General features: G+C 61.6%; 18 protein-coding genes. 1 reads left to right on the top strand and 17 read right to left on the bottom strand.

From position 1 onward, the window contains the following. The first annotated feature begins 889 nt into the window (after positions 1 to 889). The gene (locus VME63_RS17950) at positions 890 to 1,159 is read left to right on the top strand and encodes a ribbon-helix-helix domain-containing protein (protein ID WP_325434861.1); all 270 of its coding nucleotides are present in this window, start codon (positions 890 to 892) and stop codon (positions 1,157 to 1,159) included. A gap of 169 nt (positions 1,160 to 1,328) precedes the next feature. On the opposite strand, the gene VME63_RS17945 is transcribed toward VME63_RS17950, so the two are convergent. From VME63_RS17945 to sctC, 17 genes are all read right to left on the bottom strand, one after another. After that, positions 1,329 to 1,814, bottom strand: coding sequence for a hypothetical protein (locus VME63_RS17945; RefSeq protein WP_325434859.1), 486 nt, complete (start codon positions 1,812 to 1,814; stop codon positions 1,329 to 1,331). Positions 1,815 to 1,817: 3 nt separating this feature from the next. Next, positions 1,818 to 3,128, bottom strand: a complete 1,311-nt coding sequence (locus VME63_RS17940; RefSeq protein WP_325434857.1) for a FliI/YscN family ATPase — start codon at positions 3,126 to 3,128, stop codon at positions 1,818 to 1,820. Further along, entirely contained in the window at positions 3,121 to 5,232 is a 2,112-nt protein-coding gene (locus tag VME63_RS17935) for a flagellar biosynthesis protein FlhA (protein WP_325434855.1), read from the bottom strand. Before VME63_RS17935 ends, VME63_RS17940 begins: the two co-directional genes overlap by 8 nt. 11 nt (positions 5,233 to 5,243) lie before the next feature. Then, complete coding sequence (locus VME63_RS17930; RefSeq protein WP_325434852.1) at positions 5,244 to 5,981, bottom strand: EscU/YscU/HrcU family type III secretion system export apparatus switch protein; 738 nt, start codon at positions 5,979 to 5,981, stop codon at positions 5,244 to 5,246. After that, positions 5,978 to 6,724 carry an EscT/YscT/HrcT family type III secretion system export apparatus protein gene (locus VME63_RS17925; RefSeq protein WP_325434850.1) on the bottom strand — a complete coding sequence of 249 codons (747 nt, stop codon included), beginning with the start codon at positions 6,722 to 6,724 and terminating at the stop codon, positions 5,978 to 5,980. Before VME63_RS17925 ends, VME63_RS17930 begins: the two co-directional genes overlap by 4 nt. Then, on the bottom strand, positions 6,721 to 6,990 hold the full coding sequence (locus tag VME63_RS17920; RefSeq protein WP_325434848.1) for a flagellar biosynthetic protein FliQ: 270 nt from the start codon (positions 6,988 to 6,990) through the stop codon (positions 6,721 to 6,723). The genes VME63_RS17925 and VME63_RS17920 overlap by 4 nt, the downstream gene beginning before the upstream one ends. Beyond that, the gene (locus VME63_RS17915; protein ID WP_325434846.1) at positions 6,990 to 7,676 is read right to left on the bottom strand and encodes an EscR/YscR/HrcR family type III secretion system export apparatus protein; all 687 of its coding nucleotides are present in this window, start codon (positions 7,674 to 7,676) and stop codon (positions 6,990 to 6,992) included. Before VME63_RS17915 ends, VME63_RS17920 begins: the two co-directional genes overlap by 1 nt. Beyond that, positions 7,673 to 8,665: a FliM/FliN family flagellar motor switch protein gene (locus tag VME63_RS17910; protein ID WP_325434844.1), complete on the bottom strand. Its 993-nt coding sequence runs from the start codon at positions 8,663 to 8,665 to the stop codon at positions 7,673 to 7,675. The genes VME63_RS17915 and VME63_RS17910 overlap by 4 nt, the downstream gene beginning before the upstream one ends. Next, positions 8,662 to 9,249: a FliH/SctL family protein gene (locus VME63_RS17905; RefSeq protein WP_325434842.1), complete on the bottom strand. Its 588-nt coding sequence runs from the start codon at positions 9,247 to 9,249 to the stop codon at positions 8,662 to 8,664. The genes VME63_RS17910 and VME63_RS17905 overlap by 4 nt, the downstream gene beginning before the upstream one ends. Positions 9,250 to 9,293: 44 nt before the next feature. After that, the gene (locus tag VME63_RS17900) at positions 9,294 to 9,896 is read right to left on the bottom strand and encodes a hypothetical protein (RefSeq protein WP_325434840.1); all 603 of its coding nucleotides are present in this window, start codon (positions 9,894 to 9,896) and stop codon (positions 9,294 to 9,296) included. A 16-nt stretch (positions 9,897 to 9,912) separates the two neighbouring features. After that, on the bottom strand, positions 9,913 to 10,791 hold the full coding sequence (gene sctJ / locus VME63_RS17895; RefSeq protein WP_325434839.1) for a type III secretion system inner membrane ring lipoprotein SctJ: 879 nt from the start codon (positions 10,789 to 10,791) through the stop codon (positions 9,913 to 9,915). Positions 10,792 to 10,793: 2 nt separating this feature from the next. Continuing rightward, complete coding sequence (locus VME63_RS17890) at positions 10,794 to 11,108, bottom strand: hypothetical protein (RefSeq protein WP_325434837.1); 315 nt, start codon at positions 11,106 to 11,108, stop codon at positions 10,794 to 10,796. A gap of 1 nt (position 11,109) precedes the next feature. Next, positions 11,110 to 11,538, bottom strand: coding sequence for a tetratricopeptide repeat protein (locus VME63_RS17885; protein WP_325434835.1), 429 nt, complete (start codon positions 11,536 to 11,538; stop codon positions 11,110 to 11,112). Positions 11,539 to 11,668: 130 nt separating this feature from the next. Then, positions 11,669 to 12,052, bottom strand: coding sequence for a hypothetical protein (locus VME63_RS17880; protein WP_325434833.1), 384 nt, complete (start codon positions 12,050 to 12,052; stop codon positions 11,669 to 11,671). 197 nt (positions 12,053 to 12,249) lie between these two features. Further along, entirely contained in the window at positions 12,250 to 12,534 is a 285-nt protein-coding gene (locus VME63_RS17875) for a hypothetical protein (protein ID WP_325434831.1), read from the bottom strand. Next, on the bottom strand, positions 12,521 to 13,675 hold the full coding sequence (locus VME63_RS17870; protein ID WP_325434829.1) for a hypothetical protein: 1,155 nt from the start codon (positions 13,673 to 13,675) through the stop codon (positions 12,521 to 12,523). Before VME63_RS17870 ends, VME63_RS17875 begins: the two co-directional genes overlap by 14 nt. A gap of 33 nt (positions 13,676 to 13,708) precedes the next feature. Beyond that, entirely contained in the window at positions 13,709 to 15,685 is a 1,977-nt protein-coding gene (sctC, locus tag VME63_RS17865; protein WP_325434827.1) for a type III secretion system outer membrane ring subunit SctC, read from the bottom strand. Positions 15,686 to 15,786: the final 101 nt, after the last annotated feature.

Here is a 15,786-nt window from a genome sequence, read left to right as displayed (position 1 = left end):
TCAATAATCGCCGTATCCATGTCGCAGATATGGCAAATTCACACGTATGACAACGTTATTCATATCCAAAAAAGATTCAGCGAAAGAAGGGCGGCGAACTCTTCCAGGTTCGATGCCGCGTTGCTCAATGGCCAGCCGAAGTCCCGGAGGCGTCATTGGACTGTCTCGAAAAAGAGTGGTCCCTCGCGTATAACCATTTGCACTGCCGCCACCGACTGGGAACGGCAGTTTTGTGTCGCGACTGACCGCGTCGCGCCGAGATTGAAGGCAATGGGTCAGAAGCTTTGGATCAAAGATGGTGTTTGCGCGATGACACATGACAACGGGTTGTGACTATCCCACCGAGTGACGGCGGGCAATTTGTGCGGGTGCGCTCAAGCACTCAATGGCTGCATCGGCCACGGAAGGTCTTCGCATAAGCGAGTGGCGACGGTTGTTGCGCTCGGACGGTGGCTTTGTGTGGAGAGGTTCCTTCTTTTGAAACGAATCACGCGGCTTTTTTAGCGGCTTAGGACGGTGCCATCGCGCAACGCATGGCATCGACATTTTTCTTCCCGGTAGAAGTGTTCCCTCAGGTGCCCGCAAGGACGCCCGTCCTTTATCGCATCGCGTATTTCCACAAATTATCTTTTCGGATTGACCGTAAGGAGATCGGTCAAGCGGTGCTCTTTTTTGGTCATCGGATAATAAATATGTAACGCCAGTAACCATCACACATAGACCACTATCGATCTAGACGTCCAGAAGCAGACGGCGTCATACAAGAAAAAACACAATAGGAAGTGGTTTTGTGAGCAGTGAATTAGCTATCCCGTACAGTGAGCAATCATGGTTCAAACTCAAGACTGGCAAATCGGCCCCCATCATTCTCGAAGGCCTGGACAGAAAGATGACCGAGCCAAAGCCCAAGTCGATTCGCCTGGATGGCATGTCCACGTGCGTGCGGCTTGAGGGCCTGTATTGGGCCATACTGAAAACGATGGCGTCGTATAACCATATGTCGACCAATGTGTTGCTGTCCGCGCTGGATCGGGAGGTGCAGCTCAGCCTCGGCGGCGCCAAGAATTTCAGTTCGCTCATTCGCGTGATGAGCACCACGCAGCTGCTCAGGATGTGCCCTGAGGAAGTGCTGAGAAATGTCATGGAAAACATGGACTGAAATGTTAGCGCTAGCTCGCCGCGTCGCACTGCCGAAGCGGCAATGTGACGACGCGAAGTTTCGTCCTTTCCGCCGTCGAGCGCCCGTTCCCGCGGCGATGCCGCGGGCGGGTGGCGTGCGTATTCTTCTATTCGCAACGGCGTCGCGTGTGAGGAACGATGCGGCCAGTTCAAGGCAGGTCGTCGTCCACGCGCGCGGCGATCATGGCCTTCGCCTGGCGTGCGATCTTTGCGTAAATGTCGCGCCTGACATCCATGGCCGCGAGCTTTGCCTTGGCGCGGGACCATTCCACGAAAATCGACTTGCACTCCTCGTGCTTGGCATCCTTGTGCGCGTGCGTGCGACGCCACTCCGCATCCATGCCGCGTAGCATGTTGCGGTACAGAGAGATATGTCCAGGGCGCTCGCAGATGGCGTCCAGGCTCGCGGCGCGGATCATCCTCATCTCTTGTTCGACTTGGGCGATCCGATCGGCAAACGCTTGTTCCTGCGCCATCGCTTCCCGATAACGGGCACCGATCCGTTGCACCTGCGCGTCAAGCCGCTGATAACGTACGTCGATGATCGTATCCAGTTCGCTTCTGGCCACGGCAAGGATCTGCTTGCGTTCCATTTGTGATGCCTTTGATGAGTCGGTCGCGCGCAGATGCTTCAATGATCAGGCCGATAGCGTGAGTTGGCGCATGGCTTCTGCCGTTGCCTGCCAGTCGCGCCGTTCGTGCGAGGCCTGGCGCAGCAGGTGGCCAATGGCATCTTTTTTTTGCACGGCCCGGTCCAGGTCCTGATCGACGCCGGGCCGGTATTCGCCAAGCTTGATCAGCATTTCCGACTTCTTGTAGTCGGCCATCCATTTTCGAATCGTCGCCGCCATGGAAAGATGTTCGCGCGTGCAGATGTTTTGCATGACGCGGCTCTTGCTGGCCAGAATGTCCAGTGCCGGGTAATGGCCGCCGGCAGCCAGTTCGCTGGATAACACCAGATGCCCATCGAGCAGCGAGCGCGCTTCCTCGCAGATGGGGTCGCTGCCGTCCTCGTCTTCTGCCAGTACGGTGTAAAACGCCGTGATGGCACCTGCCGCATCCCGCCCTGAGCGCTCCAGCAGGCGCGGCAGCGTTGCAAATACGCTGGGCGGAAATCCTCTGCGTGCCGGCGGCTCGCCCGCCGCGAGGCCGATCTCCCGCAGCGCGCGCGCAAATCGCGTCAGCGAATCGAACAGCAGCAAGACATGTTTCCCTTGCGCGCGGAAGTCCTCCGCGATGGTCGAGGCGGTCTGGGCGGCCTTGATGCGTTCGGCCGCCGGACGATCGGACGTCGCCACCACCACCACCGAGCGCGCGAAGGTGCTTTGCCCCAGCGCATGCTGGATAAACTCCTGCACCTCCCGTCCGCGTTCGCCGATCAGCGCCACCACCACGGCATCGACATGGGAAAAGCGCGCCAGCATGGATAGCAGCGACGTCTTGCCGACCCCCGCCGGAGCGAAAATGCCCACGCGCTGTCCCGTGCCGCAGGTGAGCAATGCGTCGATGGCGCCGATGCCCGTTTCAAGGTGGGTATCGATGACCGGGCGATCCATCGGCGAGGGAATGTTCTCCTCGACCGGCCGCACGCATGGCGCCGTGATCGGGCGCTTGTCCAATGCGCGGCAGAAACCGTCCACAACGCGTCCGAGCAGGGACTGTGCGCGTGGAATGAGCAGTCCGCCGCCGTTGGATTCGACCATGCTTGCGGACGACAGGCCCGTCATCGGGCCCAGCGGCATCACGATGGTCTGGCCACCGTCCAGTCCCACGACCTCGCCAAGCAGTCCCGGGTCGGAAGGCGACGAATACATGCGGCAGAGATCGCCCACGCGAAGCTGCACACCCACGACGCGAACCAGGGTGCCCACCACGGAGACCACCTTGCCGCCCTGCCGCACGGGTGCGATCGGCGCGTGCCGGCGCCCGTCAAATTCAAACTCAATCATGCGCCTCGCCCACCACCGCGATGCGCTCGATGGCGATGCCCTCGGCAGGTATTTCTTCCAATGCAAGCACGTGTCGCTTGATGTCCATGCCTTTGAGCAATCCGGAAACGTGCTTGCGCAGTGCGGACGAGGTCAGCACCACGGCGGCAGGATCCGCAGAATCCAGTGCCGCGCTCAGAGCGTCCTGCAAGCGCTTGGCATCGGTAAACCCCAAAGCCAGGCATGGTTCGCCGTCGCTGTCCGGACGCAGCGCTTGCGTCAGCAGCACGGCCCACGCTTCGTCGATGGCAATGACTTTCAACGTGCCGGTTTCACCGTCCATATACACATGGATCATCAAGGGAATTACTGCTGTTCTGGCCACCTCCAGCAGGCGATGACGGGAGCGGTCGCCGGGCGGCATGCGCACGAGCGCTTCGCAGATGCCACGCAGGTTGCGTATGGATACGGACTCCTCAAGCAGATCGGCAAGCAGACGGCCCATGACGGTCGGCGTCATCGACGCAAGCAGTGCCGTGACAAGATCCGGAAACGATGAGCGCAACCGGTTGATCAGGAATTGGGCTTCCTGCGTGCCGACGAACTCGCAGGCATGCTGGTGGCACACGCCGTAGATCTGCGCCGCCAAGACCTCGTCCGCCTTTGCCACGCCAGCGCCGTGCTCGCGCATCGTCTGCATGGTTGCCGCATCCACCCAGCACGCCGCCGCGCTGCCCGGGAACGAGGCCGGACGATCCTGCGGGCAATCGATAAGCAGGTCGGGCTCGCCATGCACCAGAAACAATCCCGGGTACAACTCGCCGGACGCGACGAGGGTGTCGTTGACCTCCACGACATAGTCGTCATCGCGCATGGACGGTTCGCCCACCATCGACAAGCCGGGGAAGGGCAGGCCCAGGTTCTGCATCAGGTAGCGGCGGACGTTGCCCAATTCGCGATTGAAGTCGGCCGGTGCCAGTGCGTTGTAAGCCTGTCTGCCCACGCGTACGCGCAACGGTACCGTCGTGCCGAATTCAACCGTATCGAGCAGGCAGGGTACATAGTTGGAGCCATCGCGCGCCATGTTCGGCATGGGCGCCTGGCGCGACAGCGCCACCACCTGTTCGCGCCGGTGTTTGGCGGTGCCGATGCCGAGCAGGGCCAGGGCGATGATCGCAAATTGCACATGCGGAAAACCCGGCACCAATGCAAGAATGAACGCGATGGCCGAGGCCATTAGCACCGGACGGGGCTGGTTGGCGACCTGGTCGTAAATGCGCCGGCCGAGGTTGGACATTTCGTTGGAAGCGCCGCCGGAGTCGCCGCGCGTAATTACCAGGCCCGCGGCGATGGCTACCATCAACGACGGTATCTGCGATACCAGGCCATCGCCCACCGTCAGGATCACATAAGTGTTAACGGCGTCTGAAAACGCCATGTGGCGCTGCGCCACACCTACCGCGATGCCGCCGACGATGTTGATCAACGCCACGATGATGCCGATCATCGCGTCGCCCTTGACGAACTTCATCGCGCCGTCCAGCGCGCCGTGCAGCTGGATTTCCTGCTGCAGCACTTCGCGTCGCGCGCGCGCTTCGTCCGGCGTGATGACATTGGAGCGCAAATCCGCGTCGATGCTCATCTGCTTGCCGGGAATGGCATCCAGTGTGAAGCGGGCGGCTACTTCGGCCACGCGGTCGCCGCCCTTGGCGACCACCACGATCTGCACCACGCACAGCAGCAGGAAGATGACCAGCCCAACCACCACGTTACCGCCCACCACCAGTTGGCCGAACGCCTTCACCATGTCGCCCGCATGCGCATGCAGCAAAATGCCCTTGGTGGTCGCCACCTCCAGCCCCAGCCGGAACAAGGTCGTGAGCAACAGCAGCGAGGGAAAGATGGCCAGGTCGAGCGTCGATTTGATGTAGATCGCCACCGCGATCAACAACAGCGAAAACGAGAAATTGGTCGCGATGGCCATGTCGAGCAAAAAGCCCGGCGTAGGAAGCACGAGCAGACCGATAATGGTCAGAAACACCAGGCCCATCGCAATGTCGATATAGCGTTCGATGAAGGGCGTGATATCCCACTTTTTCAAATCACCGAATTGCGAAATATTCATCGGGCGGTCCGTCAGGAGGTCAGCTCGCGGTGCATCCGCCGTCGGGCGCCCTTGATCTCAGGGCTGCCTTCCTGCTCTTTGTACTCGCGCTTGATTTCGTCGTCGCTCATCCTATGCCGCCGTATCCACAGCTTGTGCTGTATAAGAAGATCGCAAACGCCCAATGCCGCGCATCCCAGCACGACCAGGCCGGCGGCCAGCCATCCCGCGTGCCAGGCGGCCAGAAATACCGACGGCCAGCGCCAGCGGCTGTCGGGCAAGTGGTCCAGTTCGGCCAATAGATCCCGGCCCATGCGATAACCGATCGCGCAGATCATGACCATTTTCAACGTGCTCAAGCCCACCGTCGCCAGCTTCTGCAGGCCGAACAATTGCTTGAGTCCCGAGACGGGGTTGAGTCGTTTCAGATCGAACGGTTCGCGTTTTCGGGCAATGCGTCCCCGCGATTGGACCAGGCCGAGTGCAAAGGCCAACAGCAGGCCGACGCCGGCGGGCACCATCAGGCCGATGCCCAGCACTTCAAGGAAAAAGCGCCGCGACGCCAATGCGTCCTGCATGGCCTGCACGGATGCGAGGTCGCGAATAAACGGCAGCAGCAAGCGAAAAATGGCTGCCGGCGCGAGCAGCACCAGCATCCACCACACCAGCATCGAGATGCTTGACGCAAAGGACTGGCTTTTGGCGATGTCGCCCCGCTCGGCCGCGTCCCTCAACTTTTTTGGCGTGGGCTCCTTGGTCTTGTTGCTCATCGCACGCGGGTCAGTACACGCATCAGATGTTGCATATATCCCAGTTGGCCGAGCAGGGATGCCAACAGCATCAACGAGACCAAAAAGGCCTTGATCGCCATGGATGAGCTGAGCGGATTGAATTCGGATGCGTAACGCGCCATCAGCGCGATGCAGATATCGGCGAACATCAGCATCGCCATGATCGGCATCGCCATTTGGATGGCGAAATCGATCAGCTGGTCCAAGCCCTGCGTAAGCAGGGTATGCATGAATGCTGCGGTCGGTGCCGCGGGCAGCCATTGCGCAATGGGCCACACCTGGTAGGTCGCAAGGATCATTTTTGCGAAATAGAATCCGCCGCCGGCCGTCATCAGGATCATGACCAGCAACAGGCTGTAAAGCGATTCGATCGGGCCGGTGGATCGTCCAAGGCTTGGGTTGAACAGCTGTCCCATGGTGTAGCCGGCCAGCTGATCCATCAGCGCGCCCGCCGCGCCCACCACGAAGAACAGGCGACTGACCATCCAGCCGAGCCCGACACCGAGCGCGGCTTCCTTCAGCGCCAGCGCGTACAGCGCGACCGACGGCACATGGGGAAGTGTGTACGCTTGGCATACGCACAAGCCCACCGCGATCGCCAGCGGCGTGACGAACATGCGTCCGCTCGGACCGCTGCCGCCCAGGGGAATCGTGACAATCATGCATAGCGCTCGCGTCATTGCCAGCGCCAGCATCACGGCCGAGCCCATCAACTCATTCATATGGCGCCCGCCTTCATACCAGGCACCAGCAAGTAGATGGCGTCGAACAATTGATCGAGCGATTGCAGTAGCCAGCGCGACATCATCAGCAAGACCAGGCATACCACGGCGAGCTTCATCGCATAGGCGATCGCCTGGTCCTGCACCTGGAAGATCGACTGCAGCAACCCCACGAAAATGCCCACGACCAGCGCGGCCAACAAGGCCGGCGCGGTGCCGTACAGGATGACCCGAAAAGCCTGGTGAATGATCTCTAGCTCCGACATCAGCGCGGATACGATTCGATCAGGCTGTGGACGAGCCGCGACAGGCCCGTGGTCATGACGAAAACGAGCAGCTTCAGCGGTATCGATACCGTGGATGGCGGAAACATGGTCATGCCCATGGCCATGAGCAAGTTCGCCACGATCAGGTCCACGACCGCAAAGCCTATCGAGAGCAGCATGCCGATCTTGAAGCCCGCGGCGATCTCCGAAATGGTGAACGCCGCCGTCAGCACCGGCCAGGAGGCGTGTTCGGGATCGGGTGCGGCATCGGTCGCATCGTCGCTGCCATGGAGGTGCATGTCCCTCACCAGCTTGTCGAGCGAGGCCAGCTCGGTGGCATCCACGTGCTTGTGCATGAACGCCTGCAGCGGCGCGCGGCATGCCTCGACGAGGTCGGTCATGCTTGGTCTTTCGCGTCCGTCCAGGATGGCGGCGACGTCCAGGCGCGAGGCGATCTGCTGCCATACCGGCGTCATGATCATCATCGTCGCCGCCATCGCCAGGCCGCTGATCGCCAGGCCCGAGGGTGCCTGCTGGACGCCAAGCGCATTGCGCAGCAGCACAAGCACGATGGAGATCTTCGTGAACGACGTCGTCATGACCACGATGAGCGGCAGCAAGCTCAGCATCGCTGCGAGCACGAACAGCGCCGGCGTTTCCGGCGCCTGCAGGGCGGAGGGGTTCACGCCGGTTCCCCGCGGCATTCGGTAATCAAGACGGCCCACTGGTCTTCCACGCTGACCAATTCGCCGAGCGCGAAGGTGTGGCCGTTGCAACACAGCGCCACGGATTTGCCCGGACTCACGCCCGCGAGAACGTATACCGACCCGCGCCGGAGTTGTTCGACCTGGCCGAGCGTCAGTGCCCTCCTGTCGATCACGACGTCCACGGGCAGCGTCACGTCTTCCAGCGATACGGACGTCGCTTCAGCATCCGGCGGCATCACCGCCATGTCCCAGGTGCTCATGTCCTGGCTGTCCAGCGCTTCCATTTTTTCTTCCTTGTTCATTCGCCGTAACGGCATTCTCAAGCCTTTTTTTAGGTCGCCCACGTGCAACGCACACGCAAAGCCGGCAAGCCGCAACATGGCGCCCGGCGACAACGTGCGAAGCGCGCGGACCGGAAAGGTGCCGGCATGCACGAGCGTGTACGCGTTGGTCGTGAGCCATGAATAGCCGATGGCGCCACGCTCTGTGCGCACGAGTTGTCGCCAGTCGATGTGCCCGAGCGCGGAGCCGGCAAATCCGATATGGCCGTTGGCGGTCTGGCATGCCAGCCGAAAGGCGAGGCTCTGCTCGGGCAACGCGGCGCCGGTCCTGGCGGTTTGTAGAGAAAATGTCGTGCCAAGATGCTTTTCCAGTGCATCCAGCCAAGGCGACAGCATCCAGTCCAGCCAGTCATGCAGTGCCGCGTCGGTGCGTGCCACGCGCGCCACAACGTCGGGCGCGTAGGCGGGATCGATCGCGCCGACTTCCAGGCCGATGTACAGGCTGCCGCAGCTTGCGCTGTATTCGCCTTGCAGTGCATAGGCGGGTAGCGGCTTGTCCAGGGTCAGCACGGGGCGGTCCTTACCCGCGGACGGTGAAATCTTAGTGGTGATGCGGGCACCTGCGAGGGTGTTGCGCAGGCCGACCAGTTGCTTGTCGATATGCCGCAGCGCGATCGGTGCGTTCATGGAGAGGCGCCGTCCGCTTCGTGCGCCCGTTCAAGGCCAAGATCGTGCAGCAAGCGTGCGCTGATCGCGCGTATCTGGCGGTCCAGGCCCACTTCCAGCACGCTGGTTTCCGTTTCGATGCGCACTTCGCCATGCCCAAGTAAGGCATCGGAAACGGTTTCGCAGCCGGATTTGCCGTGCTTGGTCTCCAGTGCGGCAATAATCTTGTCCACCAGCGCAAATTGCGATGGGTGGACGTGGATGCGTATCACCGGATTATGACGTGCGGCCAGCAACGCCTGGTTGATCCGTGCAATCAGCAGCACGTCGCTGGCTACGTCGCCCAGGGCCTCGCGGATGGCATGGTCAGCGGCGGACTTGACGTGCTTTTCCACGTTGCTCCATGTCTTGATGTATTTGGAGAAAGCGGCCGACACGTCTTTCAGCGCCTGCCTGCGGCCTTCTTCATAACCTTTCTTGCGCGCCGCATGCCGTCCTTTCAGCAGGGCGCTCGCCACGCGGCGGCGAGTCTGCCTGGATTCTTCTTCCAGTTGATCCTGCAGCAGCTGAAGGTTTTCCAGCGAATCGAGCTCGTTCCTGGACACGATTGCACCGCCATGAACTGTCCACTGACCTATCCGCGTAATGATCACGTCTGTCCTTCCTTGCTCGGATTGAAGCTTTCCAGCACCATCTCGCCGATCGTTACGCAGGCGCCGGCAGGAAGCCGGCGCGCCCAGGCCAGGCCGGGACGCAGGGCCGGGTCGTCGCTTGCCAGGCGGCGCAGCAGGCGTCGTGCGGCTTCCACGCTCACCTTGCTCGCGTGGCGGTACATCACCGCCAGGCCCGATGCGCGCAATGCGTGTTCGTCTGGGTTGTCGGCGGTAACGTGTGCCACTTCGTCGTTGTAGCGCAGGGCTTCGGCCAGGCGCCTGGTGCCGATGTGCGCCGTCAGCTGATCCTTCAGCGGTCCGGCGACGAGACGGCTTCGAAGACGCGCGCCGTGTAACACGATGCCGGCGTGAAGCAAGCCCAGCTCGCATGCATCGCGCGGACCGGTCACCCACGACCAGCATGCCGCGTGCGACGCGGTGGCCGGTGGCGAAAAAGGCCTGAGCAAGCGCGCTTGCAGCAGGCGCGTGCGGCGATCGTGCCGATCGGCTGTGGTTGTGCTGTATGAAAGTCGGTGCGGCGACCACTGGTTCGCCGGCAGCAGCAGTGCGCGAATCAATGCGTCACGCGTGCAAAACATATGGGTTCTCCCGATCTTAACTGCCGGCGGGTGGCTTGGGCGGTCGCTTGGCCAGCCCGGCCATGCCCTTGGGGCCATAGCTCGGACCCGAGCCGCCGCTCATCGGCGATCCACCGCCGCGACGTTGCATGATCCGTTGCCGCATGTTTTTCCAAAGTTCCGCGATCAAGCGGTTTTCGGATCGGCCCATGGCCTTGATCATCAGCACGAGCAGCAGGAACGCCACCAGCCATGGCAGCCCGGTAAGGAAAACCACGCGCGCCCACTCGGAGGCGCGGTAGCGCAGGCCCGCGTAGGTTTTCACTTCCTGGATCGCTTCGTCCTGCACAATCGGATACACCGGCACCATGAGCAGATCGACGTTGTCGGGTGAGCCGCCCGTGAGGCTGTCGGCGATCAGCCGCTTGATCTGCGGCCTGAGCAGATCCATGCGCTGGTCGCTGCGATAGCGAATCATGGCGGCGGCCGAGGGCGGTACCGGTTCGGTCCTGCGCGGATCCTGCTCCGGAATGGCCACGTGCACGCGCGCGGTCAGCACGCCATCGATGCGTTCCAACGTATCGCTAAGTTGTTCCGAAAGAGCGTATTCGTAGCGAATGCGCTCTTCGGTTTCACTTGGCAGCAAGCTGCCGCCGGGGAAGACGTCGCCCAGCGTCGGATGGGGCTGCCGTGGGCGATCGTAGGCCTGCATGACCTGCTCGGCCGTCGATTCGCCGCTGCTCTCGACTTCCACGCTCCAGGTGCCATCCTTCGCGTGCGTCTTGCTAGCCTTGATGCCCTGTAGTTGCAGCATCACCACCACGTCATCGGCCTGCTTTTCATTCAGGCCTTCGCGAAAAGCCGGGCTACACCCGGCGATCAGCAAGGCGAGGCCGATAAGGACCAGTCTGCGCATGGTCAGCCATTGATCTGTGAGAGGCGGTTGATGGATTTCATCAGGTTGCCGGCCATCGTGGAAAAGCCGCTCACGAAATTTCTGTGCTGCAAGGTCGCCGCTTCAAATGCCGTGGAGGAGGCCGGGTTTTTGTCGATGCTGAGCAGCGAACGCATCATGTCGGTCTGACTCTTGAGCCATTGATCGTCGATCTTGCTCAAGGCGGTATCGTCGGCGATGTCGCCGGACGTTGCGTCGTCCAGGATCGACGGCGTGGCTTGCATGCCATCGGCGATGGCGTCGCCGGTCATGACGGACGTAATGGAAGAAGTGGACATATCAACCTCGTATGTGTTGGGGGACGATGGGGCGCCGGAACGGCGACAGCTGCGGTGAATCGAGCAATAGCTTGGCCAACTCCAAAAAGCCGTCGAGACCGGTTGCGGGCGGTGTTGCAATAATTTCCCGGAAAATTTGCGCCGACTTGGCAAACCGTCCGCAATGCAAGTGGCAGATGCCGCACCACAAGCGGATATCGCCGTTGCTGCCGTCGAGCGTCCTTGCCTGCTCGAAGGCTTCGTAGGCCTGCGCATAGCGCCCTGTCTTGATACAGGCCAGACCGATGCCGACGTAAGGAAAGGCCTTCAAAGGATAGGCATCGCGAAGATGCTCGAAAAATCGTATCGATTGCGCGACCAATCCGGCCTGGGTGGCCAGGTGGCCGACACGGATCAGGGCGTTGAGTGCGTTATCGGAAATCATGTTCATGCTTGTCGTCGGTGAAGCGTTATCCGATGCCACACCGTGGGCTATCGATGCGCCGTTCGGCGCGATATCTTTTCATGGCAAGGCAGGTCCAAAGCCTTGTACCTGCCTTGCCGGGGCGCCGGCCCAAGAATCAGCCGGCCGCGTTCCTGATCGCATTGCTATCGACATCCGAAACGGTCTTGATGCCGTTCTGCACCGCTTCGCCCAGAGCCTTGTAGCGCTCCATGACCAGCTGGAACTCCATCGCGGCCTGCGGGTCGCCGGCGGCGGCGGCGGCAATCAAACCCTGTGCCTGCGCAAGCAGCGCCGATATGCCCGCCGCGCCGCTGGTAAGCATGGACGTGGTGTTCGGGCCGCCGGCGACGGTATTGAACGCGCTGAACGTGTTGCCCAGCACCGTCGACATGTTGGAGAAGAGATTGGTCTGGTAAGCGGCGTTCTGGTAGTCGTTGCGTACATAGCCATCCAGTGGATAGACCGGATTGGGAAGGTTGACGTTGGTATTCGTGTCCATGATTGAGCTCCAAAAACCCGGATTCATAAAAGTTGAGGCCAATGCCGGGCACATCGCGCCTTGAAGAACCAAGATAGGGCAGGCTGCTATGGAGGCGGCGTTACATGTCTAGTGAATGCTGCGCGGGCACGTTTTTGAAACCAAGGGGCGGGAAAAGCGAGCGTTGATAGCGGTTGCCACGTGGCGCGAGCACGGCTTCATTCGCACGACATGTCCTTCGACAGCGACATGATCCATTGATCCCGGTCTGCTCCCTTCAAGCGCACGATGATGTCGCGCGCGCATGCAATGCCCGCCGCCAGTTCGTCGTGCCGCTGCGAGGCGGCGCGCGACGGGGCTTTCTGCGCTGCGCTACGCTGCGTTTGTTCGAGTTTGCGCAGCGTTTCCAACAGCTTGCTCAAGGCCGCGTCGGCCTCTTGGTGGTTCGGCTTGGCTTTTGGCGCGCGATTGGTCGCTCCGCTTGCCGGGTCATGGACAAACATGCTGCTTTTCCTTTGATACGTAGGCGTCGAAAACCGCCGCATCGGCGATCGATTTCAGCTTCACCTGGCACAGGCTGATGGCATCGACATGGCCTTCGTTGACCAGCGCCCCGGCGAATAGTCGATCGCCGCGCTGATTGACGACAATCGCCTCGCCGGCCGAAGAAGAAATGACGCTGTAGCCGAGCCGTTCCAGTGGAATGCGCACCTCATCCAGCGGGGGCTCGCGCAGCTTGATGGCAATGTCCTTCAACTCGGGCAGGCTGTTGCGCATCTGGGCCTCGATCGCCTGGAAGTTCCAGCCTTCCAGATCCTTGATGGCATCGGAGGAGAGGACGTCCACTTCAACCTTGCCCGGCCCCTTCACGCGCACGCGTGGATCGCGATAGTGCCTTTGAAGATTTTCCTCCACGTTGAGCGCCAGCACGTCCATCGGCAGGACATTCATGATCACCGATCCGTAATTGGCTTTCAGCGCCAGTTGCCGCAGGGCTCCCAGTTGATGCTGATCGTCAACGTAACCGGTGTAGGTCATGTAGCCGGTGACCGGATCGAGCCGGTGCGTGACGTTGGGATACGTGCGGGCGATTTCGGTGGTGCTTTCTTCACGATACTCGGTTGCCAGATCCGGCTTGCTCAGCACTATCGCGGCCATCGCGGCGCTGGCTGTCAGCGCGCCGACCAGGGGCAAGACGAACCTTGGGCGAGCGGTTTCCCGCAGGCGCAGCAAGGCATAACGCTTCCAATGGGCGTGGCGCAGAAATAGCATGCGCGCCGCATGCTCCTCGACGGCGTTGGCGTCCCTGACCTTTGGCACGCCCAGCGCATCGGTGCCGTCCACGGCCACCACGTCGCATAGCACAGAGCCCACGCGCAGACGGCTACCCAGCGCCAGTTCGGCCTTGTGTCCTGCCGGCAGCGGACAATCGAACACTTCCACGCCGTCCGCATCGGCTACTAATTGACCCGATGCGAGTTCCGCTTGCCAAAGCAGACGCGCTTGGGTGGCGTGAATGTCCTCATCCAGCAACAGCACGTCGCTGCGTTCGTCGCGGCCGATCGACCAACTGGCCCGGTCGGCGAGCAGGACGATCGCTTGGGCGTGCATGCCCGAGAGAATGCGTAGCGCGCATGTAGTCATGCATGACCCATAGGTGTGGAATAAGATCGCCGGTTACGGTTTGGGGTTGTCGCCCGATGTCTTGGGCGTTGGTTTGCCCGGGGTGTCGGCGCGCGGTTTGATGCCTTTGGATGTGGCCTGGCTCGATGCCGGCACGGCATGGGGATCGGGAATCGGTGGCAGCGGTTTCACGGGTAGCACAGCGGGCGGTGCTGTATCGATCTTTCGTTTCGGCGTGGCCCAGACGTTCATGAACTGCACGCTATCCCCGTTTCGCGCACGTGTTGCCGGCGCCGGCGGTGGTGGAGGCACCGCTGTGGCCGAAACAGACGGCATCGGGTTGGAGGGCGCGACTGGCGGCGCGGGCAGCATGGCCTGCATCACCGGGGTATCGTTGAGGCGGTCGTCCACCACGCGTGGCGTGATCAGGAACAGTCGTTCCACGCTTTCGTGCGATTTGCGCGTGCGGCGAAACAACGCTCCCAGGCCCGGCACGCTGCTCAATCCCGGCACGCCGGACAGGCTGTTGCCGACGTTTTCATATTGAAAGCCGCCGACCAGCAAGCTCTGGCCATCTTCCACCACCGCCTCGGTCGAAAGGTATTTGTGACTGGAACCGGGCACGCCGTCCACGTTGGAATCGACAAAGCCGCCATCGTCCACCTCCAGCGACAGCTTGATGCGCGCCGGTGCGTTGTCCATCGGGATGACCAGCGGCGTGGCGCGGAAAGACAAGCCCGAATGAATCGGCGTGACGCTGGCGTACTTCTCGCCGCTGCTCTTGATGTAATAGGTCTGTTCATTGCCCATGAACGCTTCGGTGTTGTCCAGCGTCATGATCTTCGGGCGCGACAGCACGCGTGCGCGTCCGTGCGTCTGCAGGGCGCTGAGGCGGGCGTTCAAGCGGTCCAGCGATGCGCCGCCGATCGACTGAAAATTCAACCCTTGTCCGGAGATGCCGAGTTCGGCGTGGTCGCCGCGCAGGGACAGGTCGATACCCAGATCGCGCACGTCTTCGCTATCAATGTCGATGATGGCAACGTCCAGTTGCACCAGCCGTTGGGGGCGGTCCAACTGTTGGATCAATTGCGCATAGATCGGCATCATGGCCGGCGTGTCGAAGACGACGATCGAATTGGTGCGTACATCGGCCTGAATATGCACCGATCGATCGAGCTGGCCTTCGGCGGGATTGGCTTGCGGGATGCTTCTTTGCTGCGCGGCGATGAACGCCAGCAGTGCCTGCGTGCGCAAGTCGCCGGCGTCGCCATCCTGGCCCGGCAAGGGCGCCAGGGCAGCGAGTGCGCTACCGGCCGACAAACCCTGGATTAGGCTGTTGTTGTCAGGCTGCCTGGAGGCATAGGCGCCTTGGAGCAGGTTGCGCAGCAGCGTCGCCACGCCGGGCACGACGTCGCCTTCGGCGTTGCCGTGCAAGGAGCGCACGCTGTCCTGTGCCTGCGCGTAGCGCAGGGGGAAAACGCGAATCTCCATGCCGGCATCGGTGGTTGCCGGGACGGGCCTCGCGAGGGCCCCGACCATCGACATGCTGCGCTGGTTCATCGCGAGCGAAGCGCGGTTGCGTTCGCTTTCCAATGCCTTCACCACCAGTTCGACATAGCGGCTTGGTCCGGTGACCAGCACGCTGCCGCCGGAAATGCGCACGTTGAAGCGCGGCTCGATCAAGCCAAGATCGGCCAGCGCATGCAGCGCTTGCGGCCCGCTGAGCGGCGCGATGGCCACCACCTCGGACATGTTGTCCGCGCTCGAGGCGATGTACATCGCCGAGCCGTCGAAGAACCAGGTAAATCCGTAGGCCGCTTCCAGATCGGAAAAAACCGCGCGCGCCGGCTTCTGGAATTGTCCGTTGACATGGCCGCGCACGTCAGGTTTGACGATGACGGGAAAAGGCTGCGTGGCAAGAATATCCTTCAGTACCTGCGCCAGCGGTTTGTCCTTGGCGGTGTAGACCACCATGCCGTCGCGCCACGGGACATCCGCGGCATGGACCGTCAACGCATGGGCAAGCAACATGCCGAGGGCGCCGCCGGCGACCCATTTTTTACATCGGGCAATGCCCTTCATCATCTATCCTTAATGATCGCTCGTCGCTCGGGGCGCCAATTCCTGGTGGG

It is taken from the genome of Dyella sp. (genome assembly GCF_035503745.1).
Taxonomy (GTDB): Bacteria; Pseudomonadota; Gammaproteobacteria; order Xanthomonadales; family Rhodanobacteraceae; genus Dyella_B.
The sequence above is the reverse complement of the archived record's forward strand: the minus strand, read 5'-3'. Positions and strand labels throughout refer to the sequence as shown.